The organism is Devosia sp. A16, assembly GCF_001402915.1.
In the GTDB taxonomy this organism is placed as follows: domain Bacteria; phylum Pseudomonadota; class Alphaproteobacteria; order Rhizobiales; family Devosiaceae; genus Devosia_A.
Window position 1 is genome coordinate 2836469 of sequence record NZ_CP012945.1, and the last position, 24112, is coordinate 2860580.

At 66.2% G+C, this 24112-nt stretch carries 18 protein-coding genes; 5 read left to right on the forward strand and 13 right to left on the reverse strand.

The features are described from left to right. Nucleotides 1-189 precede the first annotated feature (189 nt). The gene (locus APS40_RS13850; protein WP_055047611.1) at nucleotides 190-2142 is read right to left on the reverse strand and encodes an ABC transporter permease; all 1953 of its coding nucleotides are present in this window, start codon (nucleotides 2140-2142) and stop codon (nucleotides 190-192) included. A gap of 142 nt (nucleotides 2143-2284) precedes the next feature. Next, a complete protein-coding gene (locus APS40_RS13855) occupies nucleotides 2285-3691 on the reverse strand; it encodes an ABC transporter substrate-binding protein (RefSeq protein WP_055047612.1) in 1407 nt (468 codons plus the stop codon). A 236-nt stretch (nucleotides 3692-3927) separates the two neighbouring features. Between APS40_RS13855 and APS40_RS13860 the strand changes: the two genes are divergently transcribed. Beyond that, nucleotides 3928-4833, forward strand: a complete 906-nt coding sequence (locus APS40_RS13860) for a S1C family serine protease (RefSeq protein WP_055047613.1) — start codon at nucleotides 3928-3930, stop codon at nucleotides 4831-4833. A gap of 276 nt (nucleotides 4834-5109) precedes the next feature. Here APS40_RS13860 and APS40_RS13865 read toward each other — a convergent pair whose 3' ends face one another. The 4 genes from APS40_RS13865 to APS40_RS13880 all read right to left on the reverse strand — a co-directional run bounded on the left by APS40_RS13865 (nucleotide 5110) and on the right by APS40_RS13880 (nucleotide 12435). Then, nucleotides 5110-9729, reverse strand: a complete 4620-nt coding sequence (locus APS40_RS13865) for a DUF11 domain-containing protein (protein ID WP_156342937.1) — start codon at nucleotides 9727-9729, stop codon at nucleotides 5110-5112. Between the two features lie 145 nt (nucleotides 9730-9874). Then, entirely contained in the window at nucleotides 9875-10231 is a 357-nt protein-coding gene (locus APS40_RS13870) for a hypothetical protein (RefSeq protein WP_055047615.1), read from the reverse strand. 54 nt (nucleotides 10232-10285) lie between these two features. Then, on the reverse strand, nucleotides 10286-11710 hold the full coding sequence (locus APS40_RS13875; RefSeq protein ID WP_055047616.1) for a DHA2 family efflux MFS transporter permease subunit: 1425 nt from the start codon (nucleotides 11708-11710) through the stop codon (nucleotides 10286-10288). A 134-nt stretch (nucleotides 11711-11844) separates the two neighbouring features. After that, nucleotides 11845-12435: a TetR/AcrR family transcriptional regulator gene (locus APS40_RS13880; RefSeq protein ID WP_197279327.1), complete on the reverse strand. Its 591-nt coding sequence runs from the start codon at nucleotides 12433-12435 to the stop codon at nucleotides 11845-11847. A 94-nt stretch (nucleotides 12436-12529) separates the two neighbouring features. Here APS40_RS13880 and APS40_RS13885 point away from each other — a divergent pair, with 94 nt between their 5' ends. Further along, nucleotides 12530-12865 (forward strand): hypothetical protein, encoded by a 336-nt coding sequence (locus APS40_RS13885; RefSeq protein WP_055047618.1) that lies wholly within the window; start codon nucleotides 12530-12532, stop codon nucleotides 12863-12865. Between the two features lie 56 nt (nucleotides 12866-12921). Here the strand turns inward: APS40_RS13885 and APS40_RS13890 are convergent, their stop codons facing one another. The 7 genes from APS40_RS13890 to APS40_RS13920 form a co-directional block, all read right to left on the reverse strand. Then, entirely contained in the window at nucleotides 12922-14160 is a 1239-nt protein-coding gene (locus APS40_RS13890; RefSeq protein WP_055047619.1) for an AGE family epimerase/isomerase, read from the reverse strand. A gap of 309 nt (nucleotides 14161-14469) precedes the next feature. Next, nucleotides 14470-15465 (reverse strand): adenosine deaminase, encoded by a 996-nt coding sequence (add, locus tag APS40_RS13895; protein ID WP_055047620.1) that lies wholly within the window; start codon nucleotides 15463-15465, stop codon nucleotides 14470-14472. Continuing rightward, on the reverse strand, nucleotides 15462-16544 hold the full coding sequence (locus APS40_RS13900) for an ABC transporter ATP-binding protein (protein ID WP_055047621.1): 1083 nt from the start codon (nucleotides 16542-16544) through the stop codon (nucleotides 15462-15464). The genes add and APS40_RS13900 overlap by 4 nt, the downstream gene beginning before the upstream one ends. Before the next feature lie 13 nt (nucleotides 16545-16557). Next, on the reverse strand, nucleotides 16558-17412 hold the full coding sequence (locus APS40_RS13905; protein ID WP_055047622.1) for a carbohydrate ABC transporter permease: 855 nt from the start codon (nucleotides 17410-17412) through the stop codon (nucleotides 16558-16560). Beyond that, entirely contained in the window at nucleotides 17412-18281 is an 870-nt protein-coding gene (locus APS40_RS13910) for a carbohydrate ABC transporter permease (RefSeq protein ID WP_055047623.1), read from the reverse strand. The genes APS40_RS13905 and APS40_RS13910 overlap by 1 nt, the downstream gene beginning before the upstream one ends. A gap of 192 nt (nucleotides 18282-18473) precedes the next feature. After that, the gene (locus APS40_RS13915) at nucleotides 18474-19790 is read right to left on the reverse strand and encodes an ABC transporter substrate-binding protein (RefSeq protein WP_055047624.1); all 1317 of its coding nucleotides are present in this window, start codon (nucleotides 19788-19790) and stop codon (nucleotides 18474-18476) included. A 29-nt stretch (nucleotides 19791-19819) separates the two neighbouring features. Then, a complete protein-coding gene (locus tag APS40_RS13920) occupies nucleotides 19820-20803 on the reverse strand; it encodes a nucleoside hydrolase (protein ID WP_055047625.1) in 984 nt (327 codons plus the stop codon). A 196-nt stretch (nucleotides 20804-20999) separates the two neighbouring features. Between APS40_RS13920 and APS40_RS13925 the strand changes: the two genes are divergently transcribed. The 3 genes from APS40_RS13925 (at nucleotide 21000) to APS40_RS13935 (ending at nucleotide 23915) form a co-directional block, all read left to right on the forward strand. Continuing rightward, nucleotides 21000-21875, forward strand: a complete 876-nt coding sequence (locus tag APS40_RS13925) for a LysR family transcriptional regulator (protein WP_055047626.1) — start codon at nucleotides 21000-21002, stop codon at nucleotides 21873-21875. A 47-nt stretch (nucleotides 21876-21922) separates the two neighbouring features. Continuing rightward, nucleotides 21923-22696, forward strand: coding sequence for a glucose 1-dehydrogenase (locus tag APS40_RS13930; RefSeq protein ID WP_082434402.1), 774 nt, complete (start codon nucleotides 21923-21925; stop codon nucleotides 22694-22696). 169 nt (nucleotides 22697-22865) lie between these two features. After that, nucleotides 22866-23915, forward strand: coding sequence for an HD domain-containing phosphohydrolase (locus tag APS40_RS13935; RefSeq protein WP_055047628.1), 1050 nt, complete (start codon nucleotides 22866-22868; stop codon nucleotides 23913-23915). Nucleotides 23916-24112: the final 197 nt, after the last annotated feature.

Sequence of the window (24112 nt, forward strand, 5' to 3'; positions counted from 1 at the left end):
TGCCCCCTCGCCCCTCAGGGGAGAGGGGAGCGAAGCTTGGCGGCTTGCCGCCTAGCGGAGCTGGGTGAGGGGTGAGGTCTCTCGGCATGCTGGCTTATCCAGCATGCCACCATGTTCACCCCTCATCCGGCGCTTCGCGCCACCTTCTCCCGTGAGGGGATAAGGGAAGCTGAGGCACCAGCAGTAACGCTATCCCTTCACCGCCCCCACCGTCAGCCCGCCCACCAGGAAGCGCTGGGCGTACATGTAGAGCACCGCCACCGGGATCGCCGTCAGCAGCGAGGCCGCCATCAACTCGCCCCAGGGCAGGATGTCGCCCACCACCATCGATTGCAGCCCGATCGGCAGCGTCCGCAGCGATTCCGAAGTGATGAACACGAAGGCGAACAGGAACTCGTTCCACGCGTTGGTGAAGGCGAACAGCGCCACCGAGAGCAGCGCGGGCGCCGCCAGCGGCAGCGTGATGCGCACGAAGGCGTAGAGCCGGCTCGCCCCGTCGATCATCGCCGCTTCCTCGAGCTCCACCGGGATCGAGCGGAAATAGCCGATCAGCACCCAGGTGGCGAAGGGGACGAGGAAGGTCGGATAGGTGGTGAGCAGTGCGCCATAGCTGTTGATCAACCCCAGGTCGCTCAGCGTCTGATAGAGCGGGATGAAGATCAGCGTTCCCGGCAGCAGGTAGGTGATGAGGATGGCCGTGGTCAGCAGCCCCGCGCCGAGGAACTTGAGCCGGGTCAGCGCATAGGCGGCGAGCGCCGCGATTGCCACCGAGATGATGGTGCTCAAGGCTGCGATCAGGATCGAGTTGCCCAGCCAGTGCAGGAACGGCGAGCCGAAGATCAGCTCCTGGTACTGGTTCAGCGTCGGCGGGTTCGGCCAGAAGATCGACTGGCGCTGGCTGATCTGCGTCGTGGTTTTGAACGAGGTGATCAGCACCCAGTAGAACGGGAACAAGACGAACGCCATGATCGGCAGCAGGATCAGGATGCGGATGCCGATTCCCATCCGCTCGCGCCCCTGCGGCTTGAACACCGGCTTCTCGCTCGAACCGGTCATCCGCTTGCGCAGCGCCCGGCCCAGCACCTCGATGCCGCGGTTCAGCATGTCGAACGGCCAGAAGACGATGTCGAGCACGAAACTGAACAGCCCGCCGAAGAACTTGCCGATGCCGAGCCCCTTCTTCTGCACGCCAGCGGCGCGCTCGTCGTGCCGCATGTACTTGGAGAGCAGATAGATCAGGAACGCCATCAACGGCGCGACGGAAAGCGCGATGGCGCTGCCCGGACCGTATTGCAGCGAGCCGATGGCCTTTTCGTAGGCGAGGATCGAGTAGAGCCGGGTGGCGCCGCTCGGCCCGCCGCCGGTCATCAGGAAGATCAGCCCGAACTGGTTGAAGGTGGAGATGAAGCTCAGGAGCAGCACCACGAGGATCACGTAGCGCATGCCCGGAAGGGTGATGTAGCGGAAGCGCTGCACGGCATTGGCGCCATCGACCTCCGCCGATTCATAGAGTTCGGTGTCGATCGCCTTGAGGCCCGCGAGCAGCAGCAGGGTGAAGAACGGGATACCCTTCCAGACGTTCACCGCAATCACGCTGCCCAGCGCGAGGTTGGAATCCGACAACCAGCCGAGCGGACGGTCGATGATGCCGGCGCCCTGCAGGATCGGATTGAGGCCGCCGAACAGCGGGTCATAGATCGACTTCCAGGCCAGCGCCGTGACGATCTCGGGCACGATCCAGGGCAGCAGCATGATCGCCGACATCAGGTTGCGCCATGGCAACTTGGAGTGGAGGATCATGGCGATGGTCATGCCGGTGACGAATTTGATGCTGAGCGACCAGAAGGTGAAGTTGATCGTGTTCGAAAGGCTCAGCAGGTAGTCCGAATTGGTGTAGAGCCGCTGGTAGTTCCTCAGGCCCACCTGCACCGTTTCGCCGGTGTTGAAGTTGAATGTCGTCATCGACATCAGGATGGCGCTGATGAACGGCCAGAAGATCAGCCCGGCCATCAGCACCACCATCGGCAGCACGAACAGGTAGGCGATGCGCCAGTCCCGGCCGAGGATGTTCTTGAGCCTGAACCGCGGACGCGCGGCTGCTGTGCCGCTGACGGGCATGTCGAGAGAGATGCGCTTGTCCATGGTCAAGCCTCCTTCCAGCTGAGCACCCGTCGCCGGGGTGCAGGAGTTGGGCGCGGCCGGGCGTCACAATGTGACGCTCGTGGCCGGGCATCGGGGGACCGGAGGGCTGCGCGGCAGCCCTCCGGCCGGAAGCAGTGCAGCCTCAGGGCTGCATGATCCCGCCTTCTTCGAACAGATCCACCATCTTCTGGTGCGCGTCCTTGACCGCATCGGCGGGCGACATGCGGCCCGAGATGACGTTGCCGACCGATTGCTCCAGCACGCCCTGGGCGCGGATGGCGTCGACGCCGGCATTGGGGTTCGCCGGCCACGACTGGCCGAGGAACGGATCGGTGACGCTGACCGCCTCCTTGATGGTCTTGAGGTTCGGCTCGGCCGACATCAGCTCGTCGGTCCACAGGTTCGCATAGGCCGGCGTGAACAGCACGCTGCCGAGCGAGGCGATCTTGTTGAAGTTGGCCGGATCGAGCAGGTCGAGCGCCAACTGCTTGGCCAGCGCGGCGTTCGGCGCGCCCTTGAACACGGTCATCCAGCCGCCGACATTGCCGCCATCGCGGCTGTCGCCGTTGATCGCCGTCGGGGCGCGCAGCAGCAGGGTGTTGGGATAGACCGGGTTGTTGTCGCGCTTGGCCTGGGCGTAGATCGAGAAGGCGTTCTGCGTGAACCCGATCTGGCCGGCGAGGTACGCCTCGTTGTTACCGGTGTCGTTCCAGCTCTCGATTCCCGGCGGCAGCATGGCGGCATACTTGCCGTTGCGGTCATAGGTTTCGCGGAGGAACTCGAAGGCCTGCACGGTTTCGGGGGTGTTGAACTTCACCACCTGGCCGGTTTCGTCGGTGAACGAGCCGCCATAGGCCTGCACCACCGAGATCAGGAAGCCGAAGCCGTCGCCGGACTGGTTCGGGGTGAAGCCCCAGCCGTAGAAGTCGGGCCCGGAAATCGCCAGCGCCGCCTCACGCCGATCGACGATGGTCTTGAGCGAAGCGGGATCGATGCCCTTTTCCTTGAGCTTGTCGCCGCGTGCATAGTAGCCGGTGGTCGTGCCGATCAGCGGCACGGCCCACCACTTGCCGTCGATCTGTGCCGTCTTGGCGGCGTTGAGTCCCGGCATGATCTCGCCGTAGAGCTTGACCGCCTCGTTGACCACGTCGGTCATGTCCTCGACCAGGTCGAGCAGGTGCAGCTGCGAGATCGAGACGTTCGAGGTATAGGCAAAATCCGGCGGGTTGCCCGCCTTCACCGCCGCCGTCATCTTGCCCATGAAGTCGCCGAACGACTCCGGGTTGGTGGTCGAGATGTCGAGCTGCACGCCTTTCTTGTCGGCAAAGGCCTGCACGGTGTCGCGGAACGCCGTCTGCGCCGCTTCGAAATACTCGGTACGATGAATGACTGTGAGTTTTCCCGAGCCGCCGACCGGCAGGGCCTCGTCAGGCTTGGGCGCAGCGTCCTGCGCGAAGACCGGAAGACCGCTCCCCGCGGCAAGCAGTCCGGCGCCCGTGGCAACCGTCCCCCTCAGGACGTCGCGACGGCTCAACTTCTTGATAGTCATGCTGGATTCTCCTCCTCGTTTAGGCAGTCTCTCCTAGTCACGGCTCGTTGGCGGCTCTTGTTGTCCGCCTTGTGTGTCGACCCGTGCAGCATTGAACAGAAATCGCCCTTCTGCAACACGTACCTCAGGGTTCGCTCCGTCGCGGGGTCTTGCGACCGCACCTGCCAGTGCCTACCTTGGAGCAATATCGCGTGCCCTTCAGGCCGCGTTACACCCTCCGCAATCAGGATAAGAGCATGGATATCGATCCGACCTTGCGGTCAGTCGTGGCCGTCCGATCAACAATTCCCGACGATGCCTTCACCGCTGCGGCGCTGGGCACGGTGCGCGAGGGCAGCGGCGTCGTCATCCGCGAAAGCGGTTTGGTACTCACCATCGGCTACCTGATTACCGAGGCCGAAGAGGTGTGGATAACTACCCACGATGGTCGCGTGGTCGCGGCTCATGCGCTCGCCTATGACCAGGAGACGGGCTTCGGCCTGGTGCAGGCGCTCGGCGCCCTCGATCTGCCGGCGCTGGAGCTCGGCAGCTCCGCCGATGCCCGGCTCGGCGATGCGGTGATCTTCGCCGACGGCACCGGCCGCTCGATCCGCGCCACCATCGTCGCCAAGCAGGAATTCGCCGGCTATTGGGAGTATCTGCTGGACGAGGCGATCTTCACTGCGCCGGCGCACCCGTCCTGGGGCGGCGCCGCACTGATCGGCGCCGATGGCCGGCTGCTCGGCGTCGGCTCGCTCCGCCTGCAGATGCTGCGTGCCGGCGAAACCGCCGACATCAACATGGTCGTCCCCATCGACCTGCTGCGTCCCATTCTCGACGATCTGCTCACCCGCGGCGAGCCCAACCGTCCGCCACGGCCATGGCTCGGGGTGTTCTCCGCCGAGAGTGACGGCGAGGTGGTGGTGATGAGCGTCGCCGATGGCGGTCCGGCAGCCAAGGCCGGCCTGCGCCAGGGCGACGTGATCTCCGATGTGCGTGACGGCGAGGTCGAGAGTCTCGCCGATTTCTATCGCAAGGTGTGGAGCAGCGGCCCGGCTGGCGCCGAGTTCCCGATGCGCGTCGTCCGCGACGGACGCGACACCTGGGTGCGCATCAAATCGGCGGACCGCAACAGCTTCCTGCGCAAGCCGCACCTGCAGTGAGGGCATTCGCCGACGCAGGCAGCCACGTCCCTTCTCCCGTGAGGGGAAAAGGTGGCGCGAAGCGCCGGAGGAGGGTTGAAGCGGTGCCACCTGCTGGACGATCCAGCATGCTGAGAAGCTGAACCCCTCACCCTGGTTCCGCTACGGACCTCGCGGTCCTAGCTGCACTAGCCCTCTCCCCTCCTAGCGCACGCGAGAGCGTGCGCGAGGGAGAGGGGACGGCTGCCTCGACATTTCGGCGGAAGGGCCAGCCACATAACGTGGCCGGCCCAAAGTTCAGTTGATGGTCGGAACCTCGAGCCGTGGCCGCAGTGGCTGCAACTCGAGCACCGGTGCCTTGCACGCTCCCGGCTTGCCGGTGGTCGGCGGGATGCATACGCATTGACCGCGGCGCAGCCGGCTGTCCTCAGGGCAGGCCTGGGGCTGTTCCTCGACCACATCCGGCCGGCACTGGCCAGGCTCGCCGCTGGTGCCGGGCAGGCAGACGCACTGACCGCGGCGCAGGCGGCTATCGTCCGGACAGATCGGCTCGATCACGTCGGGCCGACAATTGCCGGGCTTGCCGACCGTCCCCGGCAGGCAGACGCATTCGCCCCGCCGCAGGCGGCTGTCGTCGGGGCAGATCGGCTCGATCACCTCCGGCCGGCAATTGCCCGGCTTGCCGACCGTCCCCGGCAGGCAGACGCACTCACCGCGCCGCAGGCGGCTGTCGTCGGGGCAGATCGGCTCGATCACTTCGGGCCGGCATCTGCCCGGCTTGCCGATCGTCCCCGGCAGGCAGACGCATTCACCGCGGCGCAACCGGCTGTCATCGGGGCAGACCGGTTCCTCCACCACATCCGGGCGGCATTTGCCGGGGTTGCCGTGCGTGCCGGGCTTGCAGACGCACTCGCCATTGACCAGCCGGCTGTCGCGGAAGTCGCAGCTCGGCGTCGACTGGATCGGCTCGCACTCGCCTGGATCGCCGCGGGTCCCCGCGTCGCACACACATTTGCCGGCATCGTTCAGGTGGCTGTCCGCCGGGCACTTCGGGGCCGTCGGCCGCGGCTTGGCGCATTGCTTGCCGTTCCATTGCGTGCCGGCTTCGCAGCAGCTGCCATCGGGCTTCATCTGCTTGGTCGGGCACTGCTCGGGTTCGGGCTCCGCCCCGGGTCGGCAGACGCTGGCCGGCAGTTGCGCGGCGGCCGAGGCGGTGTATTGCACCCCCTCGTCGCTGTGCAGCACCGCCGCCGAGATCGACGCGTTCACCGTGTTGACGACGTTGCACTGAGCCGCCACCGCCACATCGGTTGGGATGTGGATGGTGATCGTCATCTCGGTGAATTTGCCCACCGGGATGGTCTTGAACGTCGACGAGCAGTGCATGTCGTTGTCGGTGGTGGGCACGCACGTCCAGTTGCTGGAGGAGACGAAGCTCGTCCCATCCGGCAGCAATTCGTCGACCTCGACCGTGCCGATATAGGGGTCGGGTCCGGTCGACGTCGCCCTGACGGTGAACGTCGCGTCGTAGCCGTCACCTGCCTTGACGGTCTTCACCGCGGCCTTGGTCAACTTGAGGCTCGGTGGATCGCAATACACCGCGACCGGGCCGGGCCCGAGATTGATGAACAGCTGCGGCACCTTCTGGGTGGCTTGGGCGAGGTAGCCCGGGTCGCCCCCGGCGGCCGGATTGGTGATCAGCACGGTGTTGATCACGTTGCAGTCGGCCAGCGTCACGCTGTTGGGGTTGACGCGCGAGGTCGCCTGGAAGGTCCAGTTCGACAGCGCCGGCAACGCCGCCGGACGGGTGCAGAGCCACTGATCGATCCCTGAAGGGATGCACGCCGCGCCCGCAAAGGTAGTCGGCTTGTCGTTGAAATCCTTGACCTGGATCGGCCCCGGCTGCGGGCCACCCCCATAGTTGAACACGGTGATATCGAAGTCGCAGAGCCAGTCCTCGCTGGATGGATCCGACGCACAGCCGGTCGCGGTCTTCTGGACGTTGAGCTTGGGCGCCCCCGGCGCGACGCACGCCGGGTTGGGGAGCGCCTGGCCGACCGTATCGGAGTCGTTGCCACTGGGATTGGGCGGTGAGCCCGGGTTCGGCGCGAGGAACGACAGATTGTTGGTCACCGAGCAGACGCTCGGCCCGTCCGGAATGAAGGTGTGGAACGGGATGACGATCGGCGACCCGGGATTGATCGCCACCGCTCCCGGCGGTGTGCAGGTCGTCACCGCCGTGCCGGTGCAGAACGGGTAGAGGAAGGTCAACTCATTGGCCGTCACGCCGGCCGAGCTGTCGACGAACGACAGGGGCCCGAGATACGGGTCGGTGCCGACATTGCTGATCGTCATCTGCCATTTGCAGAGGTAGCCGTTGACCCCATAGAAGTAAGGCGAACAGCCGAGCGGCGCCTTCTGCATCTTGAGGTCGGTATTGAGCCCCGGCCCGGCACAGGCCGGATCGGGGATCGGTGCGGTGACCGCGTCGAAGTCGTTGCCGGCGACGAGGTTGCTCGGCGAACCTCCGGCGGGCGCGCTGATACTGGCCTTGTTGTCGAGGCCGCAGAGCGCCGGCACGATGCCCTTCGGCACATGCGAGGTCACGAGGAACCCCGAGGTCCAGCCGGGCGGCGCGTTGATCGGTGGCGCGGTGATGTTGCAGGTCAGCACCGGGCCGGCCTGCCCGCAGGCCCACGGCCCGAGCGTCGTCGCCGGAGCGTTGAGGCCGAGCGTGTCGGTGACCGTGATCGGCCCCGAGTAGTTGCCCGGCCCGACATTCTGCACCGTCACCAGATACGAGCAGTTCCAGGTCGCGCCGGCATCGGCGCAACTTGGCGCCGCGGTCTTTTGGAGCAGCAGGTCACTGCCGGGCACGGCAAAGCAGCCGGGCGCCTTGATGCCCGCCACGCCGATGTTGAAATCGTCGCTCGGATCGTCGTCATGGCCCCAGAACCAGTCGAGCTCGGCCGCATTGGCGAGGTGGCAGTAGTTCACCAGCGCCTTGGGCAGCTTCACCACCTCATGCAGCACCACGCCGTCGCCGGGATAGAGCAGCACCGGGCCGGTAACGCACTGATAGGCCGTCGGTCCGGTCGGGCTGCACGCCCATGGCGGCTGCGGCCAGAAGCTCATGCCGGCGCCCGGATTGTTGGCCGGCAGGTGGTCGTTGACCACCACCGGACCCCAATAGGGCACCGTACCGGTGTTCTCGACCCGGATGGTGAAGTTGCACCACCAATCGGCGCCGCTGTCGACACAGAAGAACGGCTTGGCCCATTTCTCCAGCGTCAGGTTGCCGTACTCGGGTTCACCGGGCACATCGGGCTCGCTCGCCTCCGGCTCATGGCTCGGCGGCACGTAATGAGGCGGCGGGAAGGCTGGCGGCGGAACATAGGTCTCGGGTGCGCCCTCGCAGACCTGCCAGATGGCGACAGCGCCGACATGTCCCTGCGCGGTGGCCTGGTCATCATCGGTATTGCCGTCGTAATCGGCAAAGAAAGACAGCGTCGGCGGGTCGTTCTGCGGCCGCACCAGCGCCAGGGCATTGCCCTGCAGTCCATGCACCTGGGTCGGCGGATCGAGCGGCGCATCGACGTTCAGGTTATCGCGCAGCGCATCGCCGGTCGACCACAGATACGCGCTGCAGGCGCCGCTCAGTGCCCCCGTTTCCTCGTCAAGATCCGGACCGAGCGCAATGCCGCCGGAGGCGTTGCTGCCCTGCGGCGCCATGCCGATGGCGTAGCTGTGGGGCGTCTCCACCCAGGTGCCTGGCGTCGTCGGGTCGTCCGGGAACTCGCGCTCGTAACGCACCACCGATGAGGTCAACGGGGTGGCGAACACCGAATAATCGTAGCTGCCGGCGTGGGGGCCGCGCTGCGCCAGGATCATCCGACCCTGTGGGTCGAAGACGATACTGGCGATCTCGTTGCCGGTGGGCAGGTCGGCGACATCCAGTTCCCAGCGCGCTGTGCCGAAGCTGCCATCCGCATTGATGCGCACCGACCAGACCTGCGCGGCGACGGCGTAGTAGAGGCGCCCGCCATTGACAGCGAGACCGAACACTCGGCGCTCCGGCTGGGTGAAACCCCAGGTCGCCGGATCTTCGCTGTCGAAGGCGGGATCGGTGACCGACATGGCGCTGCCGTCGTCGGCGATGGCCTCGAGGTCGTGCGTCGGCCGGCCGCTGACGCCGTGGTCAAACGTATCGATGATGGTGCCGTCCGCCGCCAGCCGGTAGATCAGCCCGGTATCGAGGTCGGAAACAAAGAACTGCGCGCTGGCCGGATCGTACACCAGGTTGCCGAGCCCGGCCCCGCTATTGGCCGCGATGGTGGTGAACAGCGAGATCTCGCCAGTGCTGCCGTCGACCTTCCAGATGCTGCCGGGATAACCCTCAGCACCGCCGGCGCTGCCCCATTGGCCGGGCATGAACGTCGCTCCGGGCGCACCGCGCTTGCTGCGGACCGGATTGCCGTCGGCATCCGGCATCACGATGTTGAGGCCGAACGCCGAGCTGGCCGCGAGATAGATGTTGGGCGCCGCGGCGCCGCTGAACGCGGGCGCATCGTCGAGCGCCACCCCGAAGGTCTGTCCGACATCGGCGGCCGTCGCCGAGAACACCGGCTCGGCGGGGATCAGCTGACCGGTCGGCGGTCCATCCGGCTGCAGTTGCTGGATCACCATCGAGTGGCCGGCCGGGTCGATGAAAGTGTAGTCGAGTGGCTCGCCGCTGCCGGGAGGCGTCGCCGGCGGGACAACGCCGGAAAAACCGGTGACGACAGGCTCGCCGGGCGCGAAGATTGCCTCGCCCGCCTGGGCGAACGATGTCAGCAATGCTGTGGAAGCAATGACAGTCGCGACGAATGTGCCGACGACTTGACTCCGGGTGGTCCGCAGACCGCAAAACGACGCCATGGCCTCTCCTCGCCATCAACGCCCCTAAGCTCACGCGTTCCCCTCGCGTGCACTCCGCCAGACAACAGTAACACGCCGTCGCGCCGACAGCACTAGTCTTGTGCAGCCGGCGAACAACTTGTCATTGCCGGTCGTTCCGGCACCTTCAGCCGCTGTGCGTCTTGAAGATCTTCAGCGCCACCACTGCGGCGGCGAGCGCAATGGCGATGCCCATCGCCGGGTGCAGCATCGAGGACATGCTCGCCTCGGGATCGGCGCGCAGCAGGTACTGCACCAGCGGGATGGCGTAGAGCAGGGCAGTCAGCCCGCTCCACCAGCGCAGCGCCCGAAAGCGCCTGTCGGTCCAGCTGCCCCAGGTCATCAGGGCCACGGGCACTGCGGCGATGAGAGCCCAGCCGGTCAGCACCAGCACGGGAGCGACGATAGCCGACCAGGTGACATAGCGCGGCGCAAGCTTCCGCGACTTGTCCTGGCTTGGGCCGGTGAAAGTGTCGGTGGTCATTTGCAGTACTCCTTGGGAGAAGGGCACCGGCGCACCATAGCGCCGGTGCTGGTGTCACTTGCGGGCGGCGAGCGCGGCGATCAGCGCGCCGAGCAGTGCCAGCCCGGCGGCGCCGACATAGGCGGCCGAATAGCCGCCCGCGAGCGCGGTGATTTCGTCTGCGCCACCCGCGCCGAAGCTGTTGGTGAGTGTCGTCGCCAGCGTGAACAGCACGGCGAGGCCGAGCGCGCCGCCGATCTGCTGGCTGGTGTTCACCAGCCCACTGGCCAGCCCGCTTTCCGCCTCGCCGACGCCCTGCACCGCGAGCTCGGTCCCGGCGATGAAGGCGCCGCCGAGCGCCGCGCCGATCACGAAGGTCGGTCCGAGCAGGTGCAGCACGAAATCCGCCCCGACCGGGGCCAGCGCCAGCCAGACGAGGCCGGCGGCCAGAATGACCAGCGAGACGGCCAGCGTCCGTGCCGAACCGAGCCTCGCCATCACCGGCGGCAGCGCCCCGGCGGCAACGATCATCGCCAGCGCCAGCGGCACCTGGGTGATCCCGGTCAGCATGGCGTCGTAGCCGAGGACGTTCTGCATGTGCAGCGAGAGGACGAAGAACAGCCCCACCACCGCGCCACCGATCAGCAGCACCGCGAGGTTGCCCAGCGTCACCGAGCGGTTGGCGAAGATCGAAAACGATACCAGGGGGTCGGCCGCACGGCGCTCGATCACGGTGAACAAGGCGAGCAGCGCCACACCGCCAGCGCCCAGGCCCAGCGTCATCGGCGACAAGAAGCCGACTTCGAGCACCATCGAGAAGGCCGCCACCAGGGCCACCATCCCCAGCGTGATGGTAACCGCGCCAGGCAGGTCGAGCCGCGCCCGGCGGGTTATCACGTCGCGGCGCAGCAGCGCCGGGATCGCGACAAGGACGAGCAGCCCGACCGGTACGTTGATGAAGAAGATCGCCGACCAGCCGATGCTGGCGGTGAGCACCCCGCCGAGCAGCACGCCGGCAACGCTGCCGAGGCCGGCGACGGCGCCCCAGATGCCGAGCGCCTTGGCCCGGCCATCGTCCGCCGGGAACAACTGCATCAGCAGAGCCAGCGCCGCCGGCGCCAGCAGGGCCGCCGAGCCGCCCTGGATGGCGCGGGCAGCGAGCAGCATCGCTCCGTTCACCGAGAATCCGGCGGCGAGCGAGGCTGCGATGAAGCCGAATACTCCGGCGAGAAATACCGTCCGGTGTCCGTAGCGGTCGGCGAGCCGCCCGCCCAGCATCAACAGCCCGCCGAACGGCAGCACATAGGCGGTGATCACCCAGGTGAGCAGGTTGTGGTCGAGCCCCAGCCCGGCGCCGAGGCTGGGCAGGGCGATGTTGACGATCGAGGCGTCGAGCACCACGAGGAACTGCGCCAGCGCCAGGAAGGTCAGAGCCAGCCAGCGGTTGCCGCTGCGGCCAGTGGGTGCCGCATTTGCGGCGGCTGCGACTTGAGTAGTCATCAGGTTTCTCCAGTTCATAGAGTGAGCAATCACTCACTCTCAGGTTTCAGGAAATGACGCCTTGTTCCCGCTCGGAAGCGGGGCAAGGCGCCAGTGGTGGACGTCGTCGTTGCGGCGGGCGTGAACCGGTCGGGTCAGAGAGCCGGCATGTGTCGGATATTGCGGGCCAGGAGCCGGGCCCAGTCATCGCCGAGGTCATAGATGTCGGCAGTGGTAATCAGGTGGCAGAGCTGGCCGAAGGCGATGAAGCGCTGTACCGCCTCGTCGCTGGCGCCCGAGCGCTGCTTGACATAGCTGACGATCCGCCTGAGCCCGGCCCGCAGCACTTCGCGGATCGCCGGAACATCCGAGGCGCTTTGCGCGTGCACCTGGATCATCAGCATCTTGCGGTCGGCGATGAGCCCGGCATAGCCGTCGCCCATGGCGTAGAGGATCTCGTCCGGCGTGCCGTCGGCCACCGTCTGCGCGCTCGCTTCGAGCACCGCCTCGATACGGCTGAAACAGCGCTCGACCGCAGCGACAAACAGCTCTTCCTTGGTCGGGAACAGCTTGAACACATAGGCCTGGCTGATCCCCGCCCCCGCCGCCACCGCAGTGACCGGTGTCGCCTGAAACCCGGCATCGGCAAACGCCACCAGCGCGGCCTCGACAATGGCTTGTCTGCGGGTGTCCGCGTCGGACAGGTTGGTGCGCATCTGCTTCATGGTGAGTGAGTGAATACTCACTATAGTCTCATCTGTCAACACCCGACAATCTTCTTGAGCCCTGGCATCGAAACCGCCCCCCGCCCGTTACGCCCCAACGTCAAGAGGGTGTCCCATGTCCAGCAACGAGATCGCCGACCGCCTCAATCATTTCGGCAGGAACATCGAGCGTTGGCGCACGGAAGCGGCGCGGCTGACCCTGCTCGCTGCGCAGGCAAAGGAACAAAAGCCCGACGAAGCGCAACTGATCGACCTCGAAGAGACCGCGACCGCGGTCTACGAGGATATCGCCGAGTTCCAGCGCACGGTCGAGGCGGTCGCCGCCAAAAGTCCCGCTGCCGCTGCGGAACTCGCCCCGGTCAGCGACGCCATCCATCTGGTGCTGCTGGAAATCACCGAGCTGGGGATCAGGCTCTACAGCTCCCGCACCGAACTCCCGCAACTATCCTGAGGGCAGTGGGCACGGAGCCCACCGCCTGGAGGAGAGACAGGCGCTCGCGCCGCCTGCTATTGTCCCGAAACCTCCGCCAGGATCCCCTTGGTCAGGCTCCCGGTCGCCGGATAGAGCGGGATCAGGCAGGCCTGCAGCGCGTGGTAGATGTCGCCCTTGCCGCCGAACAGCGTGTAGCTCGGCTTCAGGTCCTCGGTCAGTTGCTCGTGCCAGCCGCCATTGGTTTCGTCGATGAACGAGCTGGCGATCACATCCCAGATATGGCGGTACCACTCCTCGTGGAAAGCGCTCGGCCGGTGCTCGCAGAGGAATGCCGCGGCGCCGACGCCTTCGGAGGCCGGCCACCACAGCTTGTCGCGCATGTCCGGCTTGTCGTTCCAGTCGAGGTTGTAGAAGAAGCCGCCCTTGTCCTGGTCCCAGCCGAGAACGATCGACTGCTTGAACAGCGCCTCCGCGGCATCCGGCATCCAGGCGTGCTGCTTGCCGCCAAGCGCCCAGAGTTGCAGCACCAGGCGGGCCCATTCCAGCCAGTGGCCGGGCGTCGTGCCGGGCGGCCGGAACATCTGGTCGCCGAGATAGCCCTTGTCGACCTGCCAGTTGCCGTCGAAATGCTCGGCCACCCGGAAGCCATTTTCGCCGGCCTTGCGCCGGATGATCAGGTCGGCGATGCGCTCGGCCTTGTCGAGATAGCTCCGCTGCCCGGTCGCCTCGAACGCCGCCATCAGCGCTTCGGTGAGGTGCATGTTGGAGTTTTGCCCGTGATATGGCGCGATCGGCGACCAGTCGGCGTTGAATTCCTCGGCAATGGCGCCGTGCTGGTCCTCCCAGAACCTGGTCTCGAGGATTTCGGTGACATCGGCCAGCATCCTGTCGGCCAGGGGATGGCCGAGCAGCTTGGCGCTCGACGCGGCCAGCAGCACGAAGGCATGGCCATAGCCTTGCTTGCGGCCATCGCGCGGCCCGTCATTGTCGACGGTCCAGAAATAGCCGCCGGCCTTGCCGTCCCGATGCCGCTCCCACAGGAACTTCATACCGTGGTCGACGATCGGGTCCGAGCCCGGCCGCCCCAGCAGGCTGCCGATGACGAAGCAGTGGACCATGCGCGCCGTCGAATGGATGCCGCGCACCGGGTTGGCGGCGTTCAGCGGCTTGCCGGTGGGGTCGAGGTCGAAAAAGCCGCCCTTGGGGTTGAAGGCCCGATTCTGGAAGAACCCGAACAGCCCGTCCGCCTGCTCCAGGAGCCAGCGCCGGTGATAGCTGCGGTTGCGCCAGGGTTGGGTGGTCGTCGCCGGCATATTTCGCTCCCTCGATCTTGTTGCGCCTTTTCTACCCAGCGGGCAGCGCAGCGTCGAGGGCTACCATACGAGTATGATCGCGCATGAGACTACGGTTCGGAGGCGGCACCCCATTGGCGAACCTGCCGCCGGACAGAGCCCCAGACTCGGTGTCATCCCAGCGAAAGCTGGGACCCAACTCACGGCTGGCGCGGGTGGATGAATGGATCCCTGCTTTCGCAGGGATGACAGCCGGTGGGTGGGCACGACGGTGGCTTAGCGCGCCCATGCACTGGCGCGGGGATGGCAGCCAGCGGTGCGTTGGATGATCTAAGCCTCGAGCCGTGCCCGGATCGCTGCCTTGGTCGCGTCGTCCGCAAACGCCCGCCCGATCGCCGCGAGGTTTGCCCGCCGGAGCCGCTCGCCATCCCAGCCGAACACATGCTGCAGCCGCCCGTATTCCTGGGTCAACGTCAGGTCGGTCGGCCCGCGCGCGTCGGTATTGACGCCCAGCGACACGCCGAGCTGCACCAGCCGGTCCACCGGGTGATCCTCGTAGCGGTCGAACACGTCGATCTGGATGTTGCACGAGGGGCAGACTTCGAGGTGCACGTCGCGCTCCAGCAGCAGCGCGATCACCGCCTCGTCCTCGATCGAGCGTACCCCGTGCCCGACGCGCCGCACGCCCAGTTGCTCGACCACTTCGCGCACCTTCTCAGCGCCGCCGGCTTCGCCGGCATGGGCGGTGATGTTGAGCCCGCGCTCGGCGGCACGCTTGAAGACCGGAATGTGCTCGCTCAGGCCATAGCCGGTCTCGTCGCCGGCGAGGTCGACGCCGCCGACCCCTTGAGCGCGATAGCTTTCTGCGATCCGCACCAGCTCGAGCCCCTGTGCCGTGTCGTCGGGCCTGAGGGTGCAGAGGATCAACCGCGCTTCCACCGGGTAGGTCTTCCGCCCCTCGTCGAGCGCCGCCAGCACCGTCTCCACCACGGCCTCGGTCGTGAGCCCGGTCTGCCGGTGCAATTGCGGTGCGAAGCGGATCTCGGCATAGACCACGCCATCCGCATCGAGCTGGCGCAGCAGGTCGATCGTCGAGATGGTCAGTGCCCGCCGGCTCTGCAGCAGGGCCAAAGGCGGCGCGAGATAGCGGAAATAGTCGACGAGGTTGACGCATTTGCGGGGCGCCAGGAACTCCGCGCGATAGCGTTCGGGCGTCACGCTCGGATCGAGCGCATGCACCGAAGCAAAGCTCATCGAGCAGTCGAGATGGAGGTGCAGTTCGACCTTGGGCAGCGCCCTGAGTTCGCTCTCGGTCAACTTGTTCATCGGATCCGCTGTCCCGTGGCCTTGTCGAACAGGAAGGCCCGCGCTGGATCGAACCCGGTTGCCAGTTCCGAGCCCGCTGCCGTATGCCGGCTGTCGCGCAACTCGATGGTCAGCGGATGCTCGTCCTCCGAGCGCGCATAGGCGAACGACGCGCCGCCGAGGTGTTCGATCACGTCGACCACCGCCCTCAACTGCACTTTGCCCCTGGGGTCGAAATGCTCCGGCCGGATGCCGAGCTGGAGTTCGGCTCCCGCCCGCGGCGGCGCGGCGATCGTCATCGGCACTGTGGCATTGTTGTAGTCCGGCAAAGTCACTGTCAGTTCGCCATTGCTGCTTTCGCCTGCCACGGCGCGCAGGAAATTCATCCGCGGCGAGCCGATGAAGCCGGCGACGAACAGGTTGTCCGGGTTGTCGTAGAGATCGAGCGGCGTGCCCACCTGCTCCACTCGCCCGGACCGCAGCACCACGATCTTGTCGGCCAGCGTCATCGCCTCGACCTGGTCGTGGGTGACGTAGATCATCGTCGCGCCCAGCGTCTTGTGCAGCTTGGCGATCTCGAGCCGCATCTGCACCCGGAGCTCAGCGTCGAGGTTGCTCAGCGGTTCGTCGAACAGGAACACTTCGGGGTTGCGGACGATCGCCCGGCCGATGGCGACGCGCTGCCGCTGCCCGCCCGAAAGCTGCCGGGGCTTGCGCTCCAGCAACTCATCGAGGTGGAGGATCGCCGCCGCCTCGGCGACTTTCTTGTTCACCTCGGCCTTCGGCATGCCGTTCATCCGGAGCCCGAAGCCGATATTTTCTTTGACGCTCATATGCGGGTAGAGCGCGTAGGACTGGAACACCATGGCGACGCCACGCTGCGAGGGGTCGAGCTCGGTCACCTCGCGCGCCCCGATATCGATCCGCCCGGCGCTGGTGGTCTCGAGCCCGGCGATCAACCGCAACAGGGTGGATTTGCCGCAACCCGAGGGACCGACGAACACGACGAACTCGCCGTCCTCGATCCTGAGGTCGACGCCGTGGATGATGTCGGTGGCGCCGAACGATTTCTTGACGCCAGAAAGAGCGAGGCCGGACATAAGAACTCCGTAGCTAACCTTTGATGCCCGCGCCGGCGAGGCCCTGGACATAGTAGCGCTGCAGCGGCAGCAGCAAGGCGATGGGGATGAGCGCGGTGATCACCGAGACGGCGAAGAGCTGGTTCCAGATCGTCTGGTACTGCTGCTGGAATGCCGCCATGCCGACCTGGATCACCTTGAACTGCTGGCTCGGCATGGCGAGAAGCGGCCACAGGAACGCCTCCCACTGGAAAACGAACAGCAGCAGCCCGGCGCTGATGCAGGTGGGGATCGACAGCGGCACGTAGATGCGAAGGAGGATGTTGAACCAGCTGACCCCCTCGAGCCGCGCGGCTTCGAGGTAGTCCTTCGGCACCTGGCTGAAGAACTGGTAGAACAGGAACACCGCCAGCCCGTTGGCAATGCTGGGGACGATCAACGCTGCCACGTGATCGAGCCAGCCCAACTGCAGCGTGACGGTGTAGAGCGGCAGCGCGATCGCCTCGAAGGGCAGCATGAAGCTGATGATGATCAGCGTCAGGATGATCTTCTTGCCCTTGAAGTCGAACACCGCGAAAGCGAACCCGGCCGCGCCGTTGACGATCATCCCGCCGATCATGGTGACGATGGCGACGAACATGGTGTTGGCTATGATCAGCCCGAAGCCGCGCTCGAACACGCCCGTATAGGCTTCGAACGACAGCGGCGAAGGCAGCAGCGCGTTGACCGTGAACGGGAAGATGTCGGCGAACACCTCGGTGTTCGGCCGCAGCGACGAAACGATCGCCCACCACAGCGGCAACACGAAAATGAAGGCGATCACCGCATATGCCAGGTGCCTGGCGCCTAGCGTGAAGCCGCGACGGAGCTTGAGGGCGGGGTCGGCCATCACTTGCCCTCCGGCTTGCCTGCGAGCAGGCGGAACTGCAGCCCGACGATCAACAGGAGGATCACCACCACGACGACGATGATCGCCATCGCCCGGCCCATGTCGCCGAAGATGAAGCCGGATTTGAAGGCCTCGTACATCAGCACGTTGGTGGAATCCGCCGGCCCGCCCTGGGTCAGCATGAAGATCGGCGCGAACAAGAGGAAATTGATCGAGACGTCCGCCACGAGGACGAACAGCAGCGTCGGCCTGAGCAGCGGCACGGTGATGAACACCAGCCGCTGCCACGGCTTGATGCCGTCGACCCGCGCCGCGTCATAGATCTCCGGCGAAATGTTCTGCAGCCCGCCGATGATGAAGATCATCCAGTACGAGATGCCTTTCCAGGTGGCGATGGCGATGATCGAATAGAGCGCCAGACTCTCCGAGGTCAGCCACGGCTGGCCGGGAACACCGGCAATGTTGAGTACGCCGTTGGCGAGCCCGTCCGGGCTCAGCATGATGCGCCAGATGATCACTGCGGTCGGCAGCGACACCCCGATCGGGATGAGGAACAGCACCCGGTAGAACGCCACGCCCTTGAACTTTTGCACGTAGAGCAGCGCCAGCCCCAGGGCCAATGCGATCTGGATCGGGTTGATCAGCAGGTTGAACCACAGCGTCACCTGCAGCGACTTCCAGAAGGCGGAATCGGTGAACAGCGCGACGTAGTTGTCGAGCCCGACAAACACCTGGTTGCCGCGCAGCATGTTGAAGAAGCTGTCGCTGACCGCCAGGGCGATCGGATAGAGGCGGAACACCACGAGGCCAACCAGCGCCGGCGCCAGGAGCACCGCGAGCAGGAAGAGGGGAGTTTTGCTTCTGACCATCTAGAGCGGTTCACCTAGTGTGTCGGAGACCACCATGTAACACGGTGGCCGCGGACCCCCACCCCTGTCCCCTCCTCCCCAAGAAAGGGGGAGGGAGACCCATACTGAGATGCCGGTTTGGGCGTCGCCCTCCCCCTTGCGGGGAGGGGACAGGGGTGGGGGGCCACAGCCACCGGCATCCGAGAGACGAACCTACCGCGCGACGCGCGCTGCTGCCGACTCGAACTTCTGCACGGCGCTCTCGAGCGCGTCCTTCACTGCCACGCCGTTCGCCATATCGACGAAGGCGGTGCGGAAGGCGTCCTGCAACTGGCCATAGGCTGCCGTCACCGGGCGGGCCTTGGCGGTGTTGAGAGAGTCATAGACGCCCAGGCGGAACACGTTGTTGGGGAAGGCGTCGAAATCCGCCGAGGTGCTGATCTCATCGAGCAACGGCTTGCTCACCGGCAACTGGTTCAGCGCCTTGAACCAGACGCGCGTGCCTTCATCCGAGGTGGTGAGGAACTTGGCGAAATCGAAGGCTTCGGCCTGGTTGGTCGAGGCGGCGTTGACGCCGACATACCAGCTGCCGGTCGGGGTCAGTACCTTGCCGCCTTCGAAGTACGGGAACGGCGCCACGCCGAAATCGACGCCCGTCTGAGCCAGGATCGGCAGGTTCCAGGTGCCACCGGCGAACATCGCCAGCTGGCCGTTGCCGAACAGCTGCGCCGCTTCGCCATAGCCAAGGCTCTTGGGGCTCACCGCCCATTCGTTGTAGAGGCTGGACCAGTAGGTGCCGGCCTTCACCCAGGCTTCGCTGTCGAGATAGCCCTTGGCGGTCACCCCATCGGGCGCGATCACGTCGGTGCCGAGCGATTCCCCCAACGGCTGCAACTGATACAGCTCACCGAACTGCTCGACGGTGAAGCCGTACTGCGTGGTCCGGCCGCCATCCTTGACGGTCAGCTTCTGCGCCGCATCGGCCACCTGTTCCCAGGTCCAGCGCTTGGACGAGCCGAGCGTATCGACGTCAGCCTGGCTGGCGTTCTGGCCGGCGGTGAGCCCGTCGGGCGCGGTGATGCCGGCATCGGCGAACAGCTTCTTGTTGTAGAACAGCACCTGCGCCGAGTTGTTGATCGGCAGCGCGAACTGCGTCGTGTCATACTTGCCGGCGTCGATCGCCGCGGACACGAGGGTCGAGGTATCGATGCTGGCATCGATCGGCGCGAGGAAGCCGCGCGAGGCGTAGCTCGCGACCAGCGGCGCATCGACATAGACGAGGTCGATGCCGGTGTCCTTTGAACGCAGCCGCAGTTCCGCCACCTGGAAGAACTGCGCGAACGGATAGGGCTGCAGGTTGATCTTGGTGCCCGGATGCGCCGCCGTGTAGGCGTCTACGACGGCCTGCATGGCCGTGGTGTCGCCGCCCTCGATGACGATCATGTTGAGCGTCTTGTCCTGGGCCAGCGCCGGTACGGCGGTCATCGCCGCCACCATGCTGATCGCCAAGGCCGTGTTCCACATCTTCATTTTACGCACCCTTCTCCTGTAGCTGAATTCTAGGCCTGTTTGGCAAACCGCCTGGCGCCCCAGATGAGGCCGGGGGTTACCAGTTCGGTGAACTTGCGTGCATCGACCGTCATGGCGACGCCGACATTCTTGACGCGGGTATCGTGCCTGGGGTCCTGCGGGCGGAAATCGATCAGCGTCTGCCCATAGCTCGGGCCGTCGCCGATGATCACCTCGCCCGGCAACTGCTCGATACCGAAAATCGACGGGTCGATCAGGTAGGCCACCGCGCAGGGATCGTGCAGCGGCGCGCCCGGCTTGTCCTCGCCGGCAAAGGCGTAATAGGTGCCGCAATAGAACGCCATGATATCGGCCACCGGATTGTCGCCACTGACCGCGGCGCGCACTTCGGCGATGTCGGCGCGGCTGAGCAGCGTCTGGTGCGTCAGGTTCAACCCGAACATCACCAGTCTGGCGCCCGACTTGAAGACGATCCGCGCTGCCTCCGCATCGGCCCAGGTGTTGAACTCTGCCGCTGGCGTGACGTTGCCCTCGGTGGCAGAGCCGCCCATGAAGACGATCTGCTTGAGCTTCTGTGCCAGGTCCGGCCGCAAGGCCAGCGCCAGCGCGATATTGGTCATCGGCCCGATCACCACCAGCGTGATCTCGCCTGGGTTGGCGTCGACCTTGGCGATGATCGCCTCGACAGCAGCGATCGCATCGGCCTTCCGCTGGGTCTGCGGTAGCTCGACCCCGGCGCTGTCCATGCCCGACGGGCCATGGAAGGCCGCCGGGAACTCGTAGCGATGCAGCAGCGGCAGCACGGCGCCGGCATGCACCGGCACGTCGAGCCCGAACGCCTCGACGATCCGCAGCGCATTGCGCGTGGTGTTGTCCAGCGAGGCATTCCCGCACACCGTGGTGATCGCCTCGATCCGGATCGCCGGATGCGATGCCGCGAGCAGGATCGCCGCCATGTCGTCGTGGCCGGGGTCGCAATCGATAATGATGCGGTGGGGAGTCGAAGCGGACATCAGGAAACTGCTCTATGAGAGGGGGAGAGGACATCGCGATGTGCGGGGTCCGGACGCGAAAGCGCCAGGCTTCGGAAACCGGGGAGGGAGGAACCCGGATCCGGCGGCCTGTCGCCTCGCATCCGAGGCGGAAGACTAGGCTGGACGGGCCTCGGCCAACAATTTACAAATCGGCAGTTCGATTGAGTTTTCGTCAATGGTTGAGACCGGTCACCTGCTGAACGCCCTGCGCGCCTTCGAGGCGGCGGCCCGGCTCGGCAGCGTCAGGAAGGCGGCGCAGGACCTCCGCGTCACCGATGGCGCGGTGAGCCGGCAGATCAAGCATCTCGAGGACGCGCTGGGGGTCGAACTGTTCGAGCGCGGCAACCGCTCGATCCGCCTCACGCCAGCGGCGGCCGAGTATGCGGCGACCATTTCGGAGGCCTTCGCCTCGATCGCGCGCGGCACCGAGCAGCTGCGCCACGCCCATAACCGCCAGACCATCATGCTGACGGCGCCCGATGCGTTCCTGCTGCGCTGGCTGGTGCCGCGGCTGCAGAGCCTCGAGGCGTTGCTCGACGGCACCTCGGTGCGCCTCACCACCTGGAGCCGCGAGATCAACCCGGCGGACCGCTCCATCGACATTTACATCGGGGTCGGCCCGGTGCCCGAGATTGCCGGCATGACCGTCGCCGTGGTCGCTCCCGAGACCTTCGGCCCGGTGGTCAGCCCCATGCTGATGAAGGGCCGCGAGGACGACCTGGACTACCTGTGGAGCCTGCCGCGCCTCGATACCGTCTGGCCGCCCGACATGTGGTCCAACTGGGCGCGCGAAGCCGGCGTGACGCTCCAGCCGCGCGAGTTCGTCTCCTACGACCTTCTGTTCTACACCCTGCAGGCCGCCGAGGCCGGCCTCGGCGTCACCATCGGTCCCGGCCCGGCGGTTTCCGACGCTATCAGGCAGGGCCGCATGCTGGCGCCGCTTGGCCTCGTCACCCGCCCCGGCTCCTGGTACCTCGCCTGGCGCAACGACCGCTCGATCCGCGTCATGAACCTGGTCAAGCGCTGGTTCGAACGCGAATTCGCCGAGTGATCTCCCGCCGTGCAATAGTACGCTGACGCGTCATGAGGGGGAATGCGATGACCGACCTGCCCAGTTACGATCTCACCGGCAAGACCGCCCTGGTCACCGGCGCTGCCCGCGGCCTCGGCCGCGCCATTGCGCTGGCTCTCGCCAATGCCGGCGCCGATGTTGCGCTGGGCCTGCGCGACAAGGCCTCCGGCGCTGAGCTGGGCGCCGAGATCGAAGCGCTCGGCCGCCGCGTCGTGCCGCTGCAGATGGATGTAATGGACCTGCCGCAGGCCTACACCGCGGTCGACGCAGCGATCGCCGCGTTCGGCCAGCTCGACATCCTCGTCAACAATGTCGGCGGCGGCACCGAGGGGCCGCTCGAGGATTTCACCGAAGACGAGTTCGACCTCACCATCAATCTCAACGTCAAGGCGAGCTTCTTCATCGCCCAGCGCGTCGCGCGCCACATGATCGCCCGCGGCAAGGGCGGCGCCATCGTCAACATGAGTTCGCAGGCCGGCTTCATCGCATTGCCCGGCGAAGGCATCTATTGTCTCTCCAAGGCGGCCGTCGCCCATATGACCAAGTGCATGGCCATCGAGTGGGGCAAATACGGCATTACCGTCAACGCCGTGGCGCCCACCTTCATCGAGACCGACGGCACCGCCGAAGCCCTGGGCCGCCCTGGCTTCCGCGACGACGTGGTCGAACGTATCGCCGCGCTGCACCGGATCGGCCAGCCCCGCGAGGTCTCCGGCGCCGTCGCCTTCCTCGCTTCGCCGGCCGCCTCGCTGATCACTGGGCAGACCCTGATCATCGATGGCGGCTGGACCTCGCGCTGAGCTTTGAGCCGTCGGTCGACTTTGGCTGCGCCCTGTCTAAGCTTTGTCGAGCAAATACAAATCAGTAACCAAATGTAACGTCGCCGCCGGGTGACGATGCGGCTTTCGATATTGTTAACCCGGGTCCGCTTAGCTGCCGGGGTTCAACCACCGCTTTGGGGCTCGGCTGGTGCGTGTGCTTATCGTCGATGACTCGCGATCCAGCCTGGCCTTCATCGGCCATGTGATCGGTGCGCTCGACAACATCGACATCGTCGCCTGTCTGCTGCCGAGCCAGGCCCTGGCGCATGCCGCCGCCAGCCAGTTCGATCTGGTGCTGGTCGATCACGTCATGCCCGAGATGGACGGCGTCGAGCTGACCCGGCGCCTGCGCGCCGAGGAGGCCTACCGGCTGGTGCCCATCGTCATGGTCACCTCGGACAACGCCCCGGCACTGCGGGTGCGCGCCATCGCCGCCGGCGCTACCGACTTCGTCAACAAGCCGTTCGACTCCACCGAGCTGCAGGCGCGCGTCCGGAACCTCCTGGCTTTGCGGCAGTCGCAGATCGAACTCGCCGATCGCGCCGCCTGGCTGGCGCGCGAGGTGGAGCTGGCCACCCGCCACCTGGTCGAGAGCGAGGAAGAGATCATCTGGCGCCTGGCTCGCGCCATCGAGTATCGCGACGGCGATACCGGCGAGCATGTTTCGCGCGTCGCCCAGGTCTCCTCGATGATCGCCGCCGCGATCGGCCTCGGCCCCGAGCGCTGCCGCATGATCTACCTCGCGGCGCCGCTGCACGATATCGGCAAGATCGGCATCGCCGACGCCATCCTGAGTAAGCCCGGCAAGCTCACGCCGGAAGAGTTGCGCATCATGCGCACCCATGTCTCGATCGGCGCCCGCATCCTCGAACATGGCTCGTCGGAGGTCATCCGCACCGCCGAACTGATCGCTCAGAGCCACCATGAGCGCTGGGACGGCGCCGGCTATCCCGACCGCCTCTCGGGCACCGATATCCCGATCGAGGCGCGCGTCGTCGCCATTGCCGACGTGTTCGACGCCCTCTGCTCGGAGCGCCCCTACAAGCGCGCCTGGCCGATCGAGGAGGCGCGTCGCGAGATCGTCTCGCTGTCCGGCACGCATTTCGACCCAGCCTGCGTGGCCGCCTTCGAACTGCGCTGGCCGGAAATCCTGGCGCTGATGACGGCCATCCCCCAGGATACCCGCCTCGCGGGCTGAGGCGCCCCCTGCCTGCTCCAAGTCATCGTGATTTCGCCGCTGCGCCCCGCGCCGGATGAAGTTCGCCGGCGCGCCCGAACCGTTGCCGTCGGCGCGCCTGCCGGGCCGAGTATCGGCAATATTGCGCTGACGGCACCCGCCGCCGACGACTCGCGGCAAGCATTCGACGACTCGTCGCGAGTCACGCGACGACTCTG